Origin of the sequence: Cryobacterium sp. N21 (assembly GCF_002929575.1) — a bacterium.
Classification (GTDB): Bacteria; Actinomycetota; Actinomycetes; order Actinomycetales; family Microbacteriaceae; genus Cryobacterium; species Cryobacterium flavum.
In genome coordinates, this window is sequence record NZ_PJJQ01000022.1 from 1 (window position 1) to 19,302 (window position 19,302).

Consider the following 19,302-nt stretch of genomic DNA (forward strand, 5'->3'; position numbering starts at 1 on the left):
CTGCGTCACCATGCCGGTATTGCCAGCAACATCCGTGACGGAGACCGTCACGGTGTGCCCGCCCTCGACGAGAGCCGCGGCCGTCACCGACCAAGTACCACCCGCAACAACGGTGGCGGTCAGCGTTTGACCCGCAACCACCACAGTGATCAACGTACCGACAGGGGCATCCGTCGTACCCGAAATCGTCGGCGTGCCATCCGCGGTCGTCAGCGACGAACCACCGGCGATGGCCACCGTCGGCGCTGTCGTGTCGAGAGTGATGGTCTGGCTCGCCGTTCCGGTCGCGCCGGTGACGGTGATGGTAACGACGGCCGCGTAGGAACCATCGGCACCGAGGTTGGTCACGGGCACCGAGAATGCACCCTCTGTAACGGTCGACGTGGCGGTAACGCCGTCGATCAGCACGGATACCGCGCTTCCGTCGGGCGCATCGGTTGTGCCGGAGATCGTCGGTGTCGAGTCGTTGGTGAGGAGAATGGCCCCGCCGGTGATCATCACGGTCGGGACGCTCACGTCCTCGGTGGAAAAGGACTTTGTAATACGAATATTGCCAACGATCGTGGCGGTGATCGACCAGGAGTAGCTGGCCGAGTCAGTTCGCGTTCCCGCCACCGTTCCGGTGACGGGATCCAGGGAGATCCCGGGTGGTAGTTGGCCCGCTGTCACTGCCCAGGCCACGTCCTCAGCGCCGACCGATCTATTGTCGGACGACACGACCGAGAGACGGTCGGAGTAGGAGACTCCGTCTGTCATAGCTCCGAGGGTCTGATCGAGCCAATTCGTGGTGGCCGTGCCAGAGGGGGCATCGTTGATGATTCGTGCCGCCGCGCTGAGGGTGATCGCTGTTCCCGTCGTGAGCAGCTGACCGTGCAGCACGGAGCCCGCCGAGAGGGTACCGGCCGTGCCGCCGATGACCCGACCGCTGAATTGGGCGTTAGCCGCAATGGTGAAGGCCGCGCCGATGAACCAGTAGACGTTTCCGGCCTGCGCACCGTTGGCCAGAACCACTTCGGCATTCGCTGCGGTGTCGAATGCGCCGTGCGGCACCATGATGAAGATGGCATCGGGGTCGCCGCCCGCGTCAAGAGTGACATTGCCGGTCAGCGTGACATTGCTGTCAGCGGTGTGAATCCCCGGCAGAAGGGTCTTTCCAGCCAACTCTCCCGAAAGAATGTAGTTCCCGATCAAGGCCAGTGCGGCGGTGTGCGCTGTGGTGAGATCAGACTGCGCGCGCTGCGCCGCTGCGTTCCGCAGGTTGATGGCACCCACGCCCGAGAGCGTTCCCGTATTGGTGTAGACCCGGTTGGACTGGACACACCCAGGTCGGAGCCGAAGGTGCCCTGGACGCTCCCCGCGTCGCTGATCGTGACGGCCGAGTTGCCCAGAACGACATACGAGTTCGTACGCCATCCCCCGGTGGAGTTTCTCGGAGAGCAACGAGTCGTCGGACTACCGAAGTTCCAGCCTGACGTACGTGTGGGTATTACCCCGGCGATGGAGCCACCCACTACGAGGGGAGAATACCCGTCTACGCCCCAGCCGGGTGACTCACCACGTATACAAGCCCTCAGAGTCAGGCCCTGGTGCGTCCCAGCCGGCGGTGACAACCCCCGGGACACCGCCGCGGCAGCGATCTATAATTGAAGGCTATGACTATGCACCGGGTTCGATGACTCCCTCAACCGACGACCCCGCCCACGTTCACTGGGCTCAGGAAGGCATTCCGGCCTCAGCACTCTGGCGTTCGGCCAATGGCGCACCAGCCCCCTCGAGCGTCGTGCCCGTTGACGACACCATCACAGCGGATGCCGCGTACCGGCTGGCTTCGCAGGGCGTTGCCATGCTCTGGAGCGGGGACTTTCAGAACGCCCGCCAGATTCTGACGGCGCTGGAGCACCGCACTCGGCCACGTCCCGACAAATCCCAGCGCACGACCGGCGAGTTGTTCTACCGGTATCGGCAGAATCGTTCGCATCGGGCCCGGATCCTCGGCCTGCTCCTCGTTCCGATGCAGGCCGGCAACATCATCGGGTTGCGGCGCGCTCCCGACGTGGTCGCGGCCACGGTCGACGCTTATGGGAGCATCTCGGAGGCATCCGTTGTGTCGCTGCACGAGGTGCTCGGCACAATCGGAGCGCACCAGTGGCGCACCAAGGGCATTCCGGTTGCCGCGCTGAACGCGTCGATCTATCCCCACTACGGCACGTTCTTTCCGGTGCGTAGTGAATACGTCGACCTCGTCGCGACGGCTCCGCTCGCCGCGCCGAACCTCGCCTTCGACATCGGCACCGGAACCGGGGTGCTCGCGGCTGTGCTGGCGACCCGGGGCGTGCCGCGGGTGATCGCGACGGATATCGAGCCGCGAGCCGTCGCATCCGCTCGCGAAACGATGGCGCAACTCGGGCTCTCTAAACGTGTTGAGGTGCAGTTGGGCGATCTCTTTCCCGAGGGGCGTGCCGACCTCATCGTGTGCAACCCACCGTGGATTCCGGCGACCGCGCACTCACTGCTCGACGCGGCGGTCTACGACCCCGGTTCGCGCATGCTCAAGGGTTTTCTGGCCGGTGTGCGTGACCATTTGCAGCCCGGCGGCGAGGTGTGGCTCGTGCTCTCCGATTTTGCCGAACTGGTGGGGCTGCGCTCCCGCGACGATCTGCTCAAGGTCATCGATGCGGCCGGCCTGCGGGTGATCGGGGTACTCGACGCGCCCGCCGTGCACGCCCGCGCGACCGACGCGAGCGATTCGCTGCACGCGGTGCGTGCGAACGAGGTCACCTCGCTCTGGCGACTCTGCGCCAGCTAACCCAGCGCTAGTGTCCTGCGTCGGAAGTGCGTGCGAACCTGAATTCGCACTGACAGCCGCGTTTTACGATTCGCGAGCGGACGCTCGGCCCCCTAGAACAGTGGCCAGGGCACGGCGGTCTGGCCACCGCGCGGGGCGGGAAACCGGGGCTCGGCGATCAAGAGATCGCAGCGTGCGGCGAGCTGCGCGACCTCGGGCCCGGTAATCAACCCGGCGAGCTTCTCGCCGAGCTGGCCCAACAGTTGCGAACGCACCCGTTCAACGCCGGCCAACTCGTCAAGTGTGAGAGCCTCACCCAGCCATCCCCACAAGACCGTCCGCAGTTTGTCGTCGACGTGAAAGGTGAGGCCGTGATCGACGCCGAAGCGATGGCCGTCTGGCATGGCCAAAATGTGGTCGCCCTTGCGATCGGCGTTGTTCACGACGATGTCGAAGACCGCCATGCGGCGCAGGGCCGCCGAATCTTCGTGGATGAGGGTGACCGCGCGGTCCTCCTCGTCCCGTCCGTCGAAAACCCGGCGCCAGCCGGCATCCGGTACAGCGTCGGTCAAGACAAGGTCGACCGCTGCCTGGTCCGGGTCGGAGTCCTGCCAGAGCTGCACCATGCCAACACCGCCGGGGCCGTCGCGCAACCAGGTACGCGGCACCACATTCCAGCCGAGCGCCTCCGAGACCAGGTACGCCGCAGCCTCACGGTGGGCAAGGATTGCGCCCGGAAAGTCCCAGAGCGGCCGTTCACCGGCCATCGGCTTGTAAACAACCACGACATCGTCGATGCGCCCGAGGAAGGTCGCATTGGACGCTGTGCGGATGCGGCCCGTGAGCCCGAGCTCCGCGTTCTTGAGGTCGGGCTGCATGGCTGTCAGCGTTCGCCGGGCAGGGCGCAGACGTGCCCGGCGGCATCGATGGGAGTGCCGCAGAGCGCACAAATGGGGCGACCGGCCCCGACGACCTCGCGGGTACGCATGGCGAAGGCCTGCGCGGAACCCACCGGAATGCGCACGACCAGCATTTCCGCCGCCTCTCGGCTAGCCGCGTCGGGGTCGTCCTCGTCGTCCACGAGCGGAAACGCCTCGATCACCACCTGCGCGGTACTCGGGTCCCAGCCCAGGGTCATGGTGCCGGTGCGAAACTGCTCATCGACCGGTTGCTCGAGCGGGTCGTTGTCGACCAGTTCGATCGGCGTGCTGGCTGGCACGCTGAACGAGTTGCCCTCGTGCGTCGTCAGCTGCTCGAGCAGCTCGTCGATCTTCTCGGCGAGCAGCTCGGATTGCTGTTTCTCGAGGGCGATGCTGACGATTTGGGCTCCCGTGCGCACCTGCAGGTAGAACGTGCGAGATCCGGGCACGCCGACGGTGCCGACGACGACTCGATCGGGCCAGTCAAATTCGTGAACAATTGTGGGCATACGACTATTTTACGAGCGCAATGTCTGTGGCGCATCAGGACCGGCCCCGCCGCCAACCGGCGCGTCGTCCCCGCCTGCAGTCGTACGCAGCCAGGACAGGTCACCGGCGTCGGTATTGGTGGCAATGACATTGGGTCGGCTCAGCCCGTAGCGCACGATCGACACCGAGGCCGGACCGACCGAGATGCGCTGGAACAGGTCCAGGTGCATGCCGAGCGCGTCGGCCAGGATCGACTTGATGATGTCACCGTGGCTGACCGCGACCCACACGGCGTCCGGCCCATGCTGCGTCTCAAAGAACGCGTCCTGGCGTCGGATGGCGGCAACCGACCGGGCCTGCATAGTCGCCATCGACTCGCCCCCGGGAAAAACGGCAGCCGACGGCTGCGTCTGCACAACCGCCCACAGCTTTTCCAGCGCAAGCTCGCTGAGCGAGCGACCCTGCCAGTTTCCGTAGTCGCATTCGGTGATGTCCGCGTCAATCGAGCTGACCGGTGAACCGGCCTGGTGCAGAAGGATCAGGCTCGAGGTCTCCTGGCACCGTTCCAGCGGGCTGGAGACCACGCCGACCAGCGGCACCGCGGCGAGCCGCTCCCCCGCGCGGGCCGCCTGCTCGCGCCCGACCTCGTCGAGGCTAACTCCGAGGGTGCGCCCGGCCAGCATTCCGGTGGCATTGGCGGTGGTGCGGCCGTGCCGCACGAGAATGACTGTGGCCATGACTATGAGCCTATACAGGCTGAAGCACTCCCTTAACCAACGAGCGCCCGGCACCTACACGAGAAGGCAACCGGGCAATTGTGACCCCAGCGGGATTCGAACCCGCGTTACCGCCGTGAGAGGGCGATGTCCTAGGCCGCTAAACGATGGGGCCGTTTTTGCAACTTACCGAGTATGCCACACAGTTGAGCGCACTTCCAAACTGAGTGCGCGCGGCGCGTCGCGACTGCTGCCAGCACCCTTCAGGAAAGCGGATGCTGTTGCGCCACGACTCGAATCGGGGTTAGCTCGGAGCATGAAACTGACCAAGCTGGAGCATGCCGCGCTCATCGTCGAACTCTCGGGCAAAAAGCTCTACATCGACCCCGGTTCGTTCACCACGGCGCTCACCGGCACGGCCGGTGCGGTCGCCGTGGTGATCACCCACGAGCACGCTGACCACTGGACTCCCGAGCAGCTCACCCGCATCATCGAAATGAATCCTGACCTCAGCATTTTCGCTCCGGCCGGTGTCGCTCGGGCCATCGCGGCCTCCAATCTCAGCGACACCCCGGTCACCATCGTCAAGGCCGGCGACGTCATCGAGGTCGAGCCGTTCACCCTGCGCTTCTTCGGCGCCACCCACGCGGTCATCCACGAATCGATCCCGGTCATCGACAACGTCGGGGTACTCGTCAACGAGGAGCTGTATTACGCCGGCGACGCCTTCACAATTCCAGAGGGAGTGGAGATCGGCACGCTCGCCGTGCCGGCCGCGGCCCCCTGGATGAAAATGAGCGAGGCGATGGACTTCATTTTCGCCATCAAGCCCAAGCGCAGCTTCCCCACCCACGAAATGTTGCTGTCCCGAGCCGGAAAAGACCTGTCCAATTCCCGATACGAGAACGTGACGAAACTCGGCGGGGGCGAGTTCTTCCCACTGGAACCGGGCGACAGCCTCGATCTGTAGGCCGAGCCGCACCGAGCATCCGCTCGGAATCGGCCTCCCCTCAGCCAACTTGCAGCAACTGCAAATTATAGTGCAGTTACTGTAATTGTGGCCCGCGTGGGCCACCAGAACCGAGGGAAACCGATGGACAGCCAGTGGGTAATTGATGCGCAAGGCCTGGAGAAATCCTACGGGTCGGGTGCGAGCCGTTTCGACGCTCTGAAAGGGGTGTCCGTTCAGATCGCACCCGGCGAGACCTTGGCGATCGTCGGAAAGAGCGGGTCGGGCAAGTCCACCCTCATGCACCTACTCGCCCTGCTCGACGAACCCGATGAGGGAACACTGCAGGTCGCCGGTCGAGACGCCAAGTCGCTGTCCAAGTGCGCGGTCAACGGGCTGCGCAACAAGGAGTTCGGCTTCGTCTTTCAGCAGTTCTTTCTCACGCCCAACGTGAGTGTGCTCGACAACGTCATCCTGCCGCTGAAGATTGCCGGCATGGGCGGCAAGGAGCGCCGCAAGCGCGGCATGGAAGTGCTCGAACAGCTCGAACTGGCCGACAAGGCCGGCAACAAGGCCACGACCCTCTCGGGTGGTCAGAAGCAGCGCGTCGTGATCGGTCGCGCCCTGGTCAATGCGCCGCGCGTGATCTTCGCCGACGAACCCACCGGAAACCTCGACACCGCCACGGGAGCCGTGGTCGAAGACATTCTGTTCGAACTCAATCGCAGCCAGGGCATCACCCTGGTCATCGTCACTCACGACGAGGACCTCGCCGCCCGTTGTGACCGTCAAATTTACATTCGTGACGGACTCGTCGTGTCGCAGACCACATCGACCCACACCGGTTTGACCCACACCGGGGCCCACGCGCTCGTCACCCCGGAAGCACTCAGCACCGCCGGAGGCGCAGAATGAGAACCAAAGACCTCGTCGCCACCGCGATCTCCAACACCTTTCGCAGCAAACTCCGCACGACCCTGACCGTTCTGGCCATCTTCGTTGGTGCGTTCACGCTCACCCTCACCAACGCAGTCGGCGCCGGCGTCAGCCAGTACGTCGACGCCCAGGTGGGTGCCCTCGGCGCCCCCGACGTATTCATCATCACGCAGGCCAGCGACGCCACCACGGCCGGCGACGGCCCGGTAAAGTACAACGCTGGCAGTTCAGCGTCGGTGTCCAGCCAGCAGGGTCCTCCCGGCACCACGACCAAGGCGCTGACGGACACCGACCTCACCAAAATCGCCGACACCGCCGGCATCGTCTCGGTCGATCCGATTCGATCGGTGCAGCCCGACTACATCGAATACGGCACCGGCACGCAGTACGAGTTCAGCATCAACGCCACCTCCGCCGTCACCACGGCCGACCTCACCGCCGGCGCGCAGCTCGATGGCAGCGCCAGCGAGGCCCAGCTCGTACTGCCCGACACCTTCGTGACTCCGCTCGGGTTCGCCTCGGCGGATGACGCAGTGGGGGCATCCGTTTCGATCGGAATCACCGATATTCTCGGCGAGCAGCACACCGTGAACGCCACCATCGTGGGCGTCTCGCTGGAGAGCCTGCTCGCTGCCGGCGCCGGCGCGAACGATGCGCTCATCGCCGAATTGGCCGACGCGCAGTCCGGCGGCATCGAGACGGCAGTCACGAGCTACGGCGTGGCCGTCGCCCACTTCGACAAGGCGCTGTCAGCGGATGCCGTGACCGCGCTCAAGGCAGACCTCGCCACCGAGGGCTACACCGCGAACACCATCGAAGACCAGCTGGGCGCCGTGCAGACCGTGATCAACGGCATCGTGGGCGTGCTCAACGCCTTCGCCGTGATTGCCCTGATCGCAGCTGCATTCGGCATCATCAACACCCTGCTGATGAGCGTGCAGGAACGCACCCGCGAGATAGGCCTGATGAAGGCCATGGGAATGAGCGGCGGCAAGGTCTACACGCTGTTCAGCCTCGAAGCGATCGTCATCGGCTTCCTCGGCAGCGCCATCGGCGCCGGCGTGGCCATCGGGCTCGGCTCCGCGCTGAGTGCCGTGCTGTCACAGGGCCTGCTGTCGGGACTACCCGGGCTGAACATCCTCTTGTTCGAGCCGACTTCGGTAGCTTTCGTCATCCTGCTGGTCATGTTGATCGCGTTCCTCTCGGGCACCCTGCCGGCCCAGCGCGCGGCAAAGCAGAATCCGATTGAGTCGCTGCGCTACGAGTAGCACCGACCGTTAACACCGATGGACCAGGACGAGGCATGACCGACACCCCGAGACCGCGCACACGCACTCGTGACGACAAGCATCACCAAACGAGCCTGCGCGTGGAGCGGAGCGCGGTCAGCCTCGTTCTGGAACACGGTTTCGACAACGTCACCGTGGACATGATCTGCAGCCAGAGCGGCATCTCACAGCGCACCTTCTTCAACTATTTCAAGACCAAGAAAGCCGCCATTATCGGCGCTGAACCGCCCAGCATCGACGAGAGCCGGGCCCGAGAATTCATCGCAGCCCCCGGCGACGACCTGCTGCCCGATGTGCTCACCCTGATGAGCGCGATCGGCCCCCGGGACGGCATCGAGGAAGAACTGTTCACGGACCGCCTCCGGGTGTTCGGCTTGCATCCCCAGCTCATGCAGGAACAGATGGACCGGATGACCCGGGTAACCTCCGAGGTGACCGAGCTGGTCTACCTGCGCCTCGGACGCGCTGCGATCCCGCAATCGGAGAGCGACGCTGACCGTGTCTTTCGGCGCGGACAAGCGGGGCTGCTTACCCACGCCATGCTCGGCGTGGTGCGTTTCATGGCCCTGCAGTGGATTCCCGACTTTGACCGCCTCTCGCCAACCGACAACGGGTCCATCGCTGCCGAGCGTGTTTTGCCCCCGTCATTGGCGGAATCGCTCGAACGAACGATCATCCTGCTGCGGCGCACGCTGGGCAGTCCGGGCCTCGGCGAGTAGTTCGGCTAACGGTCGGATTCCAGCGGTAACCATTTCAGCAGGGCGCCGCGCAATTTAGCCAAGTGCAGGGGGCGCATGAGGGACTCGTCCATGCCGACCATGCGGGCGTGATCTGCGTCGCCGCGCACTGCGCTCGCGGTCATCGCCAGAATTGGCATGCGCATTCCCGGTGGCTCGGCTGCTCGAATGGCCGATGCGAGCTCGTAGCCGGTCATCTCCGGCATGTGCAGGTCGGTGATCACCAGGTCATAGTCTCCGCTCGCCCACCGCGCGAACGCCAGGGCACCGTTGTCTGTCATGTCCGCCTCGTAGCCCAGCAGGTTCAGCTGCCAAACGATGAGTTTCTGGTTGGTCGGGTTGTCTTCGGCCACGAGGATGCGGGGAGCGCCCGGAGCACGAGGTGTCGCCCGCTCCTGGTGCGCGAGTAAAGCATCCGCTCTCGTCGCGTTGTGCCGTGCCAGCTCGCAGTGCGACTCAATCGACTGCAGAACACTGCGGGTGAGCGAACCAGCCTCGTCCGCGGTGCGTTCGTCGTCGACGCGGGGCATGAGCCAGTTGATTGCGTCTTCGAGCTCCTGATACTGCAGCGGTTTGGTGATGTAGGCATCGCATCCGACCTCGCGTGCCCGCTCCTGGTCTCGGGACATAGCCATCGCGGTCAGCGCGATCACAGGGATCTCGGCGGTGACCGGATTCTTCTTCAATTCGGCGGTGGCGGCGAATCCGTCCATTCCCGGTAACTGGATGTCCATCAGGATCAGGTCCGGTATTTCGCGGTGCGCTAGCAGCAGGCCGCTCTCAGCATCAACGGCCTCGAACGTCACGTGACCCGCCCGGCGAACGAGCAGGGTGGCGAGCTTCATGTTGATGGGGTTGTCTTCGACGATCAGAATCCTGGCCACATCATCACTGACCCAATGAGTCGCCTGAGGCCAACGCGCGCTTCACCTCGGCCATAAAAGCCGTTCGGTTGAAGTTCTCCGTTCCAAGTATCCGCACGGGCTGGGTTGGGTCGCTCTCCACTGCGGCCAGTTCCTGAACGGTGAGCTGCTTGCCGGTCAGTATCAGCACTGGAATGTGTGCCGTGCTCTCGTCGCTCTGCAACGCCAGCACAACCTGATAGCCGCTGAACCCTTCCATCATGAGGTTGAGCAGCACGAGATCGGGATGCAATCGTTGTGCCATTTCAATGGCCTCGTCCTTGGTGAAGGCGCGTTCCACGGCATATTCCGGTCGAGTGAGGAACCGTGCGATAACGTCGACGGTCTCGGGATCGTCGTCGGCCACCAACACCCGGCGGGTGCGCAGGGCATCGGGGCTGAGCCCCAACACGTTCAGCGATTGTTGGAGTGCTGCCCGACTGATCGGTTTTTCGAGCACGGCGGCCGCACCGTGGGTGAGCGCGAGGCTGACGTCTGTATCCCCCGCAATGATCACAATAGGCACAGCGGCAAGGTCAGAGAACTCGTGCAGTCGAATCAGAAACCCCCAGCCGTCCATCCCCGGCAAGCGGATATCGAGTGTGATAAGGCTGAGGTGCTGGTGCGGCGCAATCGCGAGCCCTTCCTCACCGCTCGGGGCAACGATGACGCGAAATCCTTCAGCTTCGAGCAGCAGTCGAAGCACTTCGGCACCTTTAGCGTCGTCTTCGATGACGAGCGCAACGTGCTTCTCGGAGCGCGCCTTGGACTCCTGCTGCGGTTGTGACTTCAGTGCCGCAGCCACGGATTCGGAGGTCGGCTGCCCGGTCGCGGTCGAGTACACTTCCCGGTCGGGCGATACCCCATCCGTTTTCAAGTCGGACGTTGATGACGGTGTGGCGGTAGCGGCCGGTTGGAACGGATGCGGTTTCGGCCGGCACGTACCGGATGTCTGCCCATCGGTCCCCGGGGCCGGATCCCGGCCGGTTTCCGACTTTTCCAACCCCGGCGCCGACCACTCCGGCGCAATCTGGTCGTTCGTGCCGAGCGGCAGCCAGACGGCGAAACTTGCGCCCTCTCCCTCGGCGCTGGCTACGGCCACCGTGCCGCCCTGAATTCCGACCATCTGCTTGACCGTGGCCAGGCCGAGCCCTGTGCCCTCGAACCGTCTGGCCAGGGTACTGTCAATCTGGCTGAACGCCAGGAACAGTTTCGACATGTTCTCCGACGAGATCCCCATCCCCGTATCGACGACGCGAATCTCCAGAAAGTTCATGACACCGCTCTTGGGCAGGGGAAAATCATGAACGGGCCAGGAGCCGTCAATCTTTCCGACGGCGCTGCGCGGTACGCGTTGGGCGATGAGGGTGACCTGACCCTGGTCGGGTGTGAATTTCACCGCGTTCGAGAGCAGGTTGTAGACGATCTGTTTCGTCTTGCGCATGTCAAGCTGCGGAACGCCGAGGTCGTCTGCACCCTCAAATCGAAGCTGGATGCCGTGCGTCGCGGCGCCATCGCGCACGATCAGCAGGCTTTGTTCCAGCAACGAGCGCACGTCAACGGCCTCCAACTCGATGTCCATCATTCCTGCCTCCACCTTGGACAGGTCGAGGATGTCGTTGATGAGGGCGAGTAGGTGATGACCACTGGTGTAAATATCACCGATATAGTCGCGCTGGGACTCACTCATGTCGCCCATGAGACCGTCTTTCAGCGCTTCGGAGAAGCCGATGATGGCGTTCAACGGTGTGCGCAGTTCGTGCGACATGGTGGCCAGAAACTCAGTTTTCATGCGGCTGGCGTGCTCCAGCTCGATGTTGGTTTCCTTGAGCGCCTGCTCAAACCGTTTGCGTTCCGTGACATCGCGAGCGGAGGCGAAAACACCCTGAACGACCCGATCTCGATCGTAGAATGTGGCCGCGTTGTAGGAGACGTCCGTTTCATCACCATTGAGCGCTCGCACCGTCAGCTCGTAGTCGGTGACCCTGTTCTCGGCCAGCGCCCGCCGAATCGCAGTGTCGGCTCGGGCAGGATCAGTGAAGAAGTTACGGCAGGGAGCGCCGATGAGCTCGTCTCTGGTTCGTCCGGTCAGCTCGATCATCTGCTGGTTCACGTCGGAGATGATGCCCATGGTGTCTGTCGTCATCAGTGCGTCGATATTCGACTCGATCAGCGAACGCGTGTAGAACTGCTGGTCGCGCAGCCGCTGGTCGAGCACGGATTGGGCGATCTCCACCTGTTTGCGCGAGGTGTTGTCGGTTCCGATCAGCAGGTAGCCGATAATGGCGGCATCGACGTCACGCAGCGCGGTCACCGAAACGATCGCCGGAAAACGGCTGCCGTCCTTACGCACCACGGTGAGTTCATAGATATCTTCGATGCCACGACTCGCCTTGAAGACGAGAGCCTCAAAACCGGGCTTAATTGTGGTGCCGAACTCCAGGCTGAGCTGGGCTGCTCGCAGAATGATCTCTTCGGGGTCGTGCATTTGGGCAGGGGTGACCTGGTTCACGACCTCTTCAGCGGTGTATCCCAGCATGCGCTGGGCGCCCACGTTGAAGATCTGAATCACGCCTTGCGCATCCGTTGCGATGCTGGAGAAGTTGGCACTGTTGAAGATGGCGTCCTGCAGGCTCACGGTCTGCTCCAGCAGGTTCTTCTCCAGCACGGCAGCCTGGGCGACTGAGCTCTCCGCACCCGGCAGACTCCCTTCGACCACAGCCATGCTGTCGACGGCAGGCGGCCGCTGGGAGCGATTCTTACGGCTGTGGGGGGTCATGATCATCACGCCTTCCGTGATCCATCGATGCGCAGTGAGCGTTTTAGTTCAGTGAAACGCTTCACGGAAAGGCAGAAGAGGCACGCATTCGGCAACTTCGCCTCGCTTGATTGCCGCGAGTCGTCCAGGGGAATTTCCCTCAGCCAAATCTATATCATGAAATACCCTCAGATACCCCCTTATTGGGGTAGTCGCGTATGCCCTCCCCCGACACAAAAAAGGTTCGGGCTCGGCTCGCGCCGAACCCGAACCTTGAGTGCTGTGGTGATGGGTTAGTAGACCTCGGTCACCACGACCTCGCCGTCAACAACGTTGACCTCAGCGTTGACCGTGAGGTAGTTCTCCTCGGATTCATGGCGGATCTCGGAGGAAAATCCGTAGTTGACGTCGTACGCCATGGTCACAACTCCGTAGGTGTCGGTGCTGACCGTCAGACCACCCTCCTCGTAGGACAGGTCCACCGTGAGGTCGGGCGCCGTCACGAGGGTGTAGACCACGTTGGAGTAGTAAGAAGAGATGTACCCCAGGTATGGGCAGTCGTCGGACGCGGCCTCGCCCGCGGCGAGGCAGGTCGTGATGAGCGTGTTGACGGCTTCCAGGGCGGCGGCTTCGTACTCTGCGGTTGGGGTGGCCGTGAACACGTCGTCACTCGATTCGAACTCACCGGAGCCGCCGAGCAGCCCGCTCACGACATAGGTCACGGATGATTCTTCGAAATACTCGGTGGCAGGAACGGCCACTTCGTAGGTGCCGGGGAAAGCCGGAAGGTTCAGCCCGCCGTCCTTTGTCGTCCCGACCGACGTACCGTTCGCCTCGAGGTCAACATCGCCCATTCTGGACGGCAGGTAGACATCGATCTGGCCCGGCTCGGCGTTCAGTATGGACCACTTATCAGCGATCAGCCAGGCGGTGCTCGTGCGGGTGAGCTTCAGCACGGCAGAATCGGCAACTCCGCCCTGTTTGAAGTGCACCTCGATTTCGGCGACATCTCCGACAATGGTGACGTCCGAAATGGCGGCGTCTTTGATGCGATCGGTTGCCAGCCCAAAGATGTCGTTGGAGAGCAGGCCGTCGCCGGCATCCGCTGACGACCCCAGCAGCTTCAGAGCCGTCGTAGCGTTGCCCTTTTCCAATGAATCCAGGTAGGCGGTAGCGACATTCTGCGGGCCGAACACCGAGGAACGCACGATGCCGCCGGCCACACTGCCAGCAATGACGAGCAGCACAGCCGCACCGACGATGATGGCGCCGATCTTGACACGCTTGGCGGTGGCCGGCGACATGGTGGTGGTGGCAAACGGGAGCGGTGCCGCACCCGGCTGGCCGGCCAGGGTGGGATAGGCGCTGGCGGCGGCAGCGCTGGCGGGATCGATGCTGTACGGCATCCCTGCGGCAAGAGGCGCACCGGCTGCAGCGGGCACGAGCGGTGCCGTCGGCACGACGGGCAGCAAACGTTCCTGACCCGAGAGCTTAACCAGGGCGCCAATGGTCCCTGGCGTTGCATAGGCCAGGACAACCGGTGCGACGAAGCGCGTCAGGGCCTCAATGGCAGCACCCCAGATTGCGAAGATCAGAAAGGTCCATGCAGCGGGGCCGAACGTTCCCGAGGCCGAGGCCCTCTCGGGGGCGGTCATCGACGCCGTGAACAATGCGCTGCCGAGGAGCTGGAGAATCAAGCCGAATACCAGGTACGTGGCAATGGTGGCCAGCCACGACGTGGGGGCCGGGAGCACACGGTTGCGACGAACCGCGAGCAGCAGCGAGGCGACAACCGCCAGAATGACGGCGAGCAACACGATGAGCCAGATAAAACCGGTGACTCCCTCGGTGAACACTGAAATGCTCTGCTGAGGCTGCTCGTCGGACGCGCCGCCCAGGCCGGACAGCGCACGCTCCAGGTCGCTCAAGTCTGCGGAGAAGGCGCCAAGCAGACCGATCACGACGGCGTTGATAGCGATGGTGAACAGGAATACGGGGAGCACACCGACGAATTCGTCGGCTTCAGACAGCGGAGTCAGAACGGCCAGCACGACCGCCATGACAGCGATGAACGTGCCGAGGTGCAGGGCCGCAATGCGCACGGTGCCCCAAGGCAGCCAGGTTGCGCGGGCGACCAGGCGTGACCATCCGTCTGTGGCCTGCAAACGAGCCACATACGAAACGGCGAATCCGATGACCAGAGCACCCAGGAAGGAACCGACGGATGCCGCGGAGGTGGAGCCGACAGGAATGTCCAACTGCAGGTCGGGGAACTGCACGGGCAGCACGGCCGCCAGCACTGTTGCACCAATGGCGAGCGTAAGCCCGGACACGGCCGACAGGATGAGGGCCGAGGATGTCTGCCAAACCCCGCGCCCCACGAAACGACTGGACAGATAAATTCCGGCCAGCAGAGCTGCGAGCACTAACAGCGGCAACGCCCCGACGGTGATACTGCCGGAGAAGGCGACGAAGAAGTCAACTTCTGCCGACGCACTCAGCTGGCCAAACGTTGCCATCGCGACCAACTGCACCGGGCCGGATACAAGCCAGCCGGCCGAGAACATCTCCCAGCCGGTGAGAAGCCCGGTCAGAGCAACCGTCAGGAGCGCGACCACGAACGCCGCTCCGTATCCGATTCCAGCGGATGCGATGGCTCCCCGCCACGCGCGCGGCGCGATCGTGGAGAACGCGTTCGGAGCGCTCGGCCCCTGGGCCAGGGGCTGTCCGGCTGGCACGGCGTAAGGGTTTGCCTGTGTCGGCGCTGCCTGAGCAGGAGCTGCCTGGTCAGAAGCGGGCGGAGTCGGCGCGGGCGGAGTCGGCGCGGGCGGAGTCGGCGGCATTGATCCAGGCTGGAACGGATTCGGTGGCGTGGACGGCGGCGTGTTTTCAAGCGACATAAATGTCGTAATCTCCCCAAGATTGATGTGTGTGTGCGGGCACAGGGTGAACATCACCTGTGCATTCCATGAGAAACCCATGGCAGCATTAGCCTATTGCACACAAAAGACGTCGCCGACCGGTGCATTCGAAGCTCGATCAGCCAACTCGCCAGCGAATTCAGCGAAGAACACTCTCCGGCGTTCCGCGCCGCACGACGGCACGAGAAACTTCGCAATTTCCGTGCTCGACGCGAGTAATACATCCACTGGGCAGCTGCTCGTGAACACCATCGGCGCCTACGCCGGCACGACCGAGCACGGCCCGAGGACGTCGTCGTTGCCAACACCTTCGCTGGCGACGGAACATTTCGGGTTGGCACGGATATTCAGCCGGGTACGTACTCGTCGGATGGCGGATCGAGCTGATAGTGGGCGCGACTAAATGCCACCGGCGACGACATAATAGACAACAACATCAGCTCGGGTCCGGCCCTGGTAACCGTGCAGGCCTCGGACGGCCTGATCAAGACCTCTCGCTGCGCTCCGTTCACCAAGTCAGGCTAGGAATGCGCTATCGCTGACGGACGGCGCTGAATCGAAGTCGTGGATCCGCTTAAGCGCCCCAGCCGGCCTGGCTGCCGCCAACGCGCTCGGCGGAAATCTTCGCCTGGTACCCGGATGCGGCATATGCCGTCATCGGGTCGGCCGGGAGACCCCGACTTTCGCGCCAGGCGGCGAGCGAGGGGCGCACATCCGTGTAGAAGGCATCCATCAGAATGCCATTGGCTCCGAGCACATCGCCGGCGTTCTGGGCCAGGGTCAGGGCGCCCTGGTCGACGAGCAGCGCGCGGGCGGTCATCTCCTGCACGTTGAGCACCGAGCGAATTTGCCCGGGGATCTTGTCCTCGACGTTGTGGCATTGATCGAGCATGAATGCCACGGTCGATTCCGGGCCGTAGCCGCCGCCGCGAATGACCTCGTAGAGAATGCGGAACAGCTGGAACGGGTCGGCCGCACCGACTATGAGGTCGTCGTCGGCGTAGAACCGCGAGTTGAAGTCGAAGGAGCCAAGCTTACCGAGGCGAAGCAGCTGGGCGACGATGAATTCAATATTGGTGCCTGGAGCGTGATGGCCGGTGTCGAGGCAGACGCTGGCCTTCTCACCGAGCGCGACCACCTGCGCGTAGCTGGTTCCCCAGTCGGGTACATCAGTGTGGTAGAAAGCGGGCTCGAAGAACTTGTATTCGAGCACCAGTCGGTGGTCGTCGCCGAGGCGGGCGTAGATGGCGGCGAGCGACTCGGCGAGCCGGTCCTGGCGGCCGCGGATATCGCCCTGGCCGGGGTAATTGGTGCCGTCGGCCAGCCATATCTTGAGGTCGGTCGACCCGGTCTGATGCATGATATCGATGCACTCGAAGTGATGGTCGATGGCCTTCTGGCGCGTCGCCGCGTTGGTGTGAGTGAGGCTGCCGAACTTGTAGGCGTCGTCCTGAAAGGTGTTGGAGTTGACGGTGCCGAGGGCGAGTCCTTGGTCGGCGGCGAACGCCCGCAACGCCCCATAGTCATCGACCTTGTCCCACGGAATGTGTAGGGCGATCTTGGGTGCGAGGCCGGTGTACTGGTTAACCGTGGCGGCATCACAGATCTTCTCTTCGATGGTGCGCGGGGTGCCCGGCGTTCCGAACACCTTGAACCGGGTTCCGGAATTACCGAACGCCCAGGAGGGCAGCTCGATGGCCTGCTGCGCAAGAAGCGGCTCGATCGAAGCGAAAGTGGTCATGATGTGATCCTGTTCTCTTGGAGGGTGTTGAGCTTGGTCGTCAAGGTGTCAGCGGCACGTTGTAGCTGAGCAGCGCGGTGCCTTGCGTCGTCCAGGACACCGTCGTGATGCCTACATTGAGCACTGCGGGGAAGACCGCGCGGTAGCGGTCTGCCGGAATCCCCAACGCGCGACAGAGAATGAGGCGCATAAGGGTCGAATGCATGACAACGAGCGCCGTTCCGGCAGGATGCTTCGCGGCGATCGCCTCGAGGGCAGTCCATGCTCGCTCGGCGGCGTCGACCCCCGACTCGGCCCCCGGCAGCGGGGATGTACCTGGATGTTCGACGAATCGGGCGGTTTCTTCGGGAAAGGTTGCCTTCATTTCGGCAGAAGTCAGGCCCTCTCCTCGCCCAAAGTCGACTTCACGCAGCGCTGGAACGACGCTGAGAGGGAGCCCGAGCGCCATGGCCGATGGAGTGGCGGTGGTCACGGCGCGCGACAGGTCGGAAGCGTAGACCGCATCGATCGACTGCCCCTGGGCCCAGCGTGCAAGATCTTCGGCCTGGGCGATACCCAGCTCGGTGAGCGCGACATTTGAGTTTCCGGCGTAGCGATTTTCGGCGTGCCACGTGGTCTCGCCGTGACGCACGAGAAACAGGGTCGTCACGGTGTGATCCAGTTCTTCGAGCCGAGTTCGGCGACGAATCTGTCGTAGCGATCGTTCCAGAGCGCCGCCGGAGCGGAGCGCGGCTCGACGACCCGCCCAACGATCGACATGCGCGAGGCGGTCTCGGGCAGCGAGCTTCCGGCTGTCCCCGCCCACGCGGCCAGGATAGCCATGCCAATCGACCCCTCGGACGATCGCGGAATACTGATCGTGCGTCCGAGCAGATCGGCACGAAGTTGGGTCCACCATTCGTTGTTCGTGCCTCCCCCCGACGAACTCAATGTGCCGTCGACGGCGGCGCCAGCGCGAGCCATCATCTCAAGACTGAGGCGTTCGACGCAGGCGATACCAAGCATGATCGAGGCGAGGAGAAGGTCTGGGTCGAGCAGAGTTACAGCTGCGCTGAGGCTGTAATCAATCCCGTCAACGGTGACGAACCCTGGAGCATCGGGGCGGATCACGGGGAAGCGCTCGCCGGTACCGGCCAGGGGATAACTTGTCGGAATCGATGAGAGCCGGTGCCCCAGGCCGCTCAGGCGGGAGGATGCCCCCGCCAGGTCGATGGAGGGTAGCGTTGCGGTGATCGCTCCGGCACCGACACTCGAGGCACCGCCCGGAAACCACAGTCCATCGTGGGGCGCGCGATGCGAGTAGACCGCTCCGCCGTCGTCGATGATGATGCGGTTGGACACGCCCTTGAGCACCATGGTGGTCCCGATCGTGGTGTGCCAGTCACCCAGGCCAAGAGTGGCGGCGCTGAGCTGCGCGGCACAGCCGTCGGTCATTCCGGCGAAGACGGGAATACCGACGGGCAACCCGGTCACATCGGCCCACCATGCGCCCGATCGGCCGAGCTCGGTGCCGGGAGCGACGACGCTCGGCAGCTGGTCGGGGTCGATGCCGAGTGCGTCGAGGGCACGGACGGGCCATTCCAGTGCCAGCAGGTCGTATCCCGATTTAAGGGAGTGACTCCAGTCAGAGGCGACACGCGTTCCGACGATTGCGGATGCCAGCACGTCGGCTTGGTGGGCGATCCAGCGCTTTTCGGAAAGCATGCCGTTGCGTGCGAGCCAGGCGATCTTCGGCAGGGCCCAGGTCGGCTGAATTTTGTAGCCCAAGCGCGCCCAGCGCACCGGGTCAGACTGGTTGGCTTCCGGTCCGATCGCTTCAGCCCTGGCGTCGTCGTACATGAGGCCAGCCGAACACGGCCGACCCGCGGCATCCACTGTTGTGATGGTGCCCGATGTCGCGCAGATGGATACCCCCGCGATGCGGGCCACGGCCGTGGACGGTAGCGACGCCAGTGCCACGGCCAGCGCTGCACCGGCATGGTTGATCCAATCCTGCGGATCCTGTTCGTGTCGGTCGCCCATTCGCCGACTTACCAGGGGTACAGCGGATGACGCGGCGACAGCCCCTTCATCGTCGACGATGGATACCTTCGCACTCTGAGTGCCAAGATCAATGCCGATCCACAGCGCTGTCATCGCCACTGTGGACCTGTTCCAAC

15 protein-coding genes and 1 tRNA gene are annotated in these 19,302 nt (G+C 63.7%); 5 read left to right on the forward strand and 11 right to left on the reverse strand.

What is annotated here, in order from left to right:
- A partial coding sequence (locus CXY77_RS01470) for an ice-binding family protein (RefSeq protein WP_140425439.1) occupies window positions 1–1,413 on the reverse strand: 1,413 nt, incomplete at its 3' end.
- Window positions 1,414–1,672: 259 nt separating this feature from the next.
- Between CXY77_RS01470 and CXY77_RS01475 the strand changes: the two genes are divergently transcribed.
- Window positions 1,673–2,806 carry a class I SAM-dependent methyltransferase gene (locus CXY77_RS01475; RefSeq protein WP_104088287.1) on the forward strand — a complete coding sequence of 378 codons (1,134 nt, stop codon included), beginning with the start codon at window positions 1,673–1,675 and terminating at the stop codon, window positions 2,804–2,806.
- 92 nt (window positions 2,807–2,898) lie between these two features.
- Here the strand turns inward: CXY77_RS01475 and CXY77_RS01480 are convergent, their stop codons facing one another.
- The 4 genes from CXY77_RS01480 to CXY77_RS01495 all read right to left on the reverse strand — a co-directional run bounded on the left by CXY77_RS01480 (window position 2,899) and on the right by CXY77_RS01495 (window position 5,085).
- A complete protein-coding gene (locus CXY77_RS01480; protein WP_092341240.1) occupies window positions 2,899–3,663 on the reverse strand; it encodes an SCO1664 family protein in 765 nt (254 codons plus the stop codon).
- Window positions 3,664–3,668: 5 nt separating this feature from the next.
- Window positions 3,669–4,214, reverse strand: coding sequence for a DUF3090 domain-containing protein (locus CXY77_RS01485; protein ID WP_092341241.1), 546 nt, complete (start codon window positions 4,212–4,214; stop codon window positions 3,669–3,671).
- Window positions 4,215–4,223: 9 nt separating this feature from the next.
- Window positions 4,224–4,931 (reverse strand): histidine phosphatase family protein, encoded by a 708-nt coding sequence (locus CXY77_RS01490; RefSeq protein WP_092341242.1) that lies wholly within the window; start codon window positions 4,929–4,931, stop codon window positions 4,224–4,226.
- 81 nt (window positions 4,932–5,012) lie between these two features.
- Window positions 5,013–5,085: transfer RNA gene (locus CXY77_RS01495), tRNA-Glu, on the reverse strand.
- A 141-nt stretch (window positions 5,086–5,226) separates the two neighbouring features.
- Between CXY77_RS01495 and CXY77_RS01500 the strand changes: the two genes are divergently transcribed.
- The 4 genes from CXY77_RS01500 (at window position 5,227) to CXY77_RS01515 (ending at window position 8,803) form a co-directional block, all read left to right on the forward strand.
- Complete coding sequence (locus CXY77_RS01500) at window positions 5,227–5,880, forward strand: MBL fold metallo-hydrolase (RefSeq protein ID WP_092341243.1); 654 nt, start codon at window positions 5,227–5,229, stop codon at window positions 5,878–5,880.
- 123 nt (window positions 5,881–6,003) lie between these two features.
- Window positions 6,004–6,774 (forward strand): ABC transporter ATP-binding protein, encoded by a 771-nt coding sequence (locus tag CXY77_RS01505; RefSeq protein ID WP_092341244.1) that lies wholly within the window; start codon window positions 6,004–6,006, stop codon window positions 6,772–6,774.
- Entirely contained in the window at window positions 6,771–8,063 is a 1,293-nt protein-coding gene (locus CXY77_RS01510; RefSeq protein ID WP_092341245.1) for an ABC transporter permease, read from the forward strand. The genes CXY77_RS01505 and CXY77_RS01510 overlap by 4 nt, the downstream gene beginning before the upstream one ends.
- Window positions 8,064–8,098: 35 nt before the next feature.
- Window positions 8,099–8,803, forward strand: a complete 705-nt coding sequence (locus CXY77_RS01515; protein WP_092341246.1) for a TetR family transcriptional regulator — start codon at window positions 8,099–8,101, stop codon at window positions 8,801–8,803.
- Window positions 8,804–8,808: 5 nt separating this feature from the next.
- Here CXY77_RS01515 and CXY77_RS01520 read toward each other — a convergent pair whose 3' ends face one another.
- The 6 genes from CXY77_RS01520 to CXY77_RS01545 all read right to left on the reverse strand — a co-directional run bounded on the left by CXY77_RS01520 (window position 8,809) and on the right by CXY77_RS01545 (window position 19,279).
- Entirely contained in the window at window positions 8,809–9,705 is an 897-nt protein-coding gene (locus CXY77_RS01520; RefSeq protein ID WP_104088289.1) for a response regulator, read from the reverse strand.
- 4 nt (window positions 9,706–9,709) lie between these two features.
- Window positions 9,710–12,502, reverse strand: a complete 2,793-nt coding sequence (locus CXY77_RS01525) for a response regulator (protein WP_140425440.1) — start codon at window positions 12,500–12,502, stop codon at window positions 9,710–9,712.
- A gap of 272 nt (window positions 12,503–12,774) precedes the next feature.
- On the reverse strand, window positions 12,775–15,219 hold the full coding sequence (locus tag CXY77_RS01530; RefSeq protein WP_092341249.1) for a hypothetical protein: 2,445 nt from the start codon (window positions 15,217–15,219) through the stop codon (window positions 12,775–12,777).
- A gap of 757 nt (window positions 15,220–15,976) precedes the next feature.
- Complete coding sequence (rhaI, locus tag CXY77_RS01535) at window positions 15,977–17,143, reverse strand: L-rhamnose isomerase (protein ID WP_104088293.1); 1,167 nt, start codon at window positions 17,141–17,143, stop codon at window positions 15,977–15,979.
- A 40-nt stretch (window positions 17,144–17,183) separates the two neighbouring features.
- Complete coding sequence (locus CXY77_RS01540) at window positions 17,184–17,792, reverse strand: histidine phosphatase family protein (protein WP_104088294.1); 609 nt, start codon at window positions 17,790–17,792, stop codon at window positions 17,184–17,186.
- Window positions 17,789–19,279, reverse strand: coding sequence for an FGGY-family carbohydrate kinase (locus CXY77_RS01545; RefSeq protein ID WP_104088296.1), 1,491 nt, complete (start codon window positions 19,277–19,279; stop codon window positions 17,789–17,791). Before CXY77_RS01545 ends, CXY77_RS01540 begins: the two co-directional genes overlap by 4 nt.
- Window positions 19,280–19,302 lie beyond the last annotated feature (23 nt).

Bases quoted from the DNA above. Each gene is read 5' to 3' on its own strand.
- CXY77_RS01500 (WP_092341243.1), top strand. From the start codon at position 5,227: ATGAAACTGACCAAGCTGGAGCATGCCGCGCTCATCGTCGAACTCTCG.
- rhaI (WP_104088293.1), bottom strand. From the start codon at position 17,143: ATGACCACTTTCGCTTCGATCGAGCCGCTTCTTGCGCAGCAGGCCATC.
- CXY77_RS01525 (WP_140425440.1), bottom strand. From the start codon at position 12,502: ATGACCCCCCACAGCCGTAAGAATCGCTCCCAGCGGCCGCCTGCCGTC.
- CXY77_RS01505 (WP_092341244.1), top strand. From the start codon at position 6,004: ATGGACAGCCAGTGGGTAATTGATGCGCAAGGCCTGGAGAAATCCTAC.
- CXY77_RS01490 (WP_092341242.1), bottom strand. From the start codon at position 4,931: ATGGCCACAGTCATTCTCGTGCGGCACGGCCGCACCACCGCCAATGCC.
- CXY77_RS01510 (WP_092341245.1), top strand. From the start codon at position 6,771: ATGAGAACCAAAGACCTCGTCGCCACCGCGATCTCCAACACCTTTCGC.
- CXY77_RS01485 (WP_092341241.1), bottom strand. From the start codon at position 4,214: ATGCCCACAATTGTTCACGAATTTGACTGGCCCGATCGAGTCGTCGTC.
- CXY77_RS01515 (WP_092341246.1), top strand. From the start codon at position 8,099: ATGACCGACACCCCGAGACCGCGCACACGCACTCGTGACGACAAGCAT.
- CXY77_RS01545 (WP_104088296.1), bottom strand. From the start codon at position 19,279: ATGACAGCGCTGTGGATCGGCATTGATCTTGGCACTCAGAGTGCGAAG.
- CXY77_RS01475 (WP_104088287.1), top strand. From the start codon at position 1,673: ATGACTCCCTCAACCGACGACCCCGCCCACGTTCACTGGGCTCAGGAA.
- CXY77_RS01480 (WP_092341240.1), bottom strand. From the start codon at position 3,663: ATGCAGCCCGACCTCAAGAACGCGGAGCTCGGGCTCACGGGCCGCATC.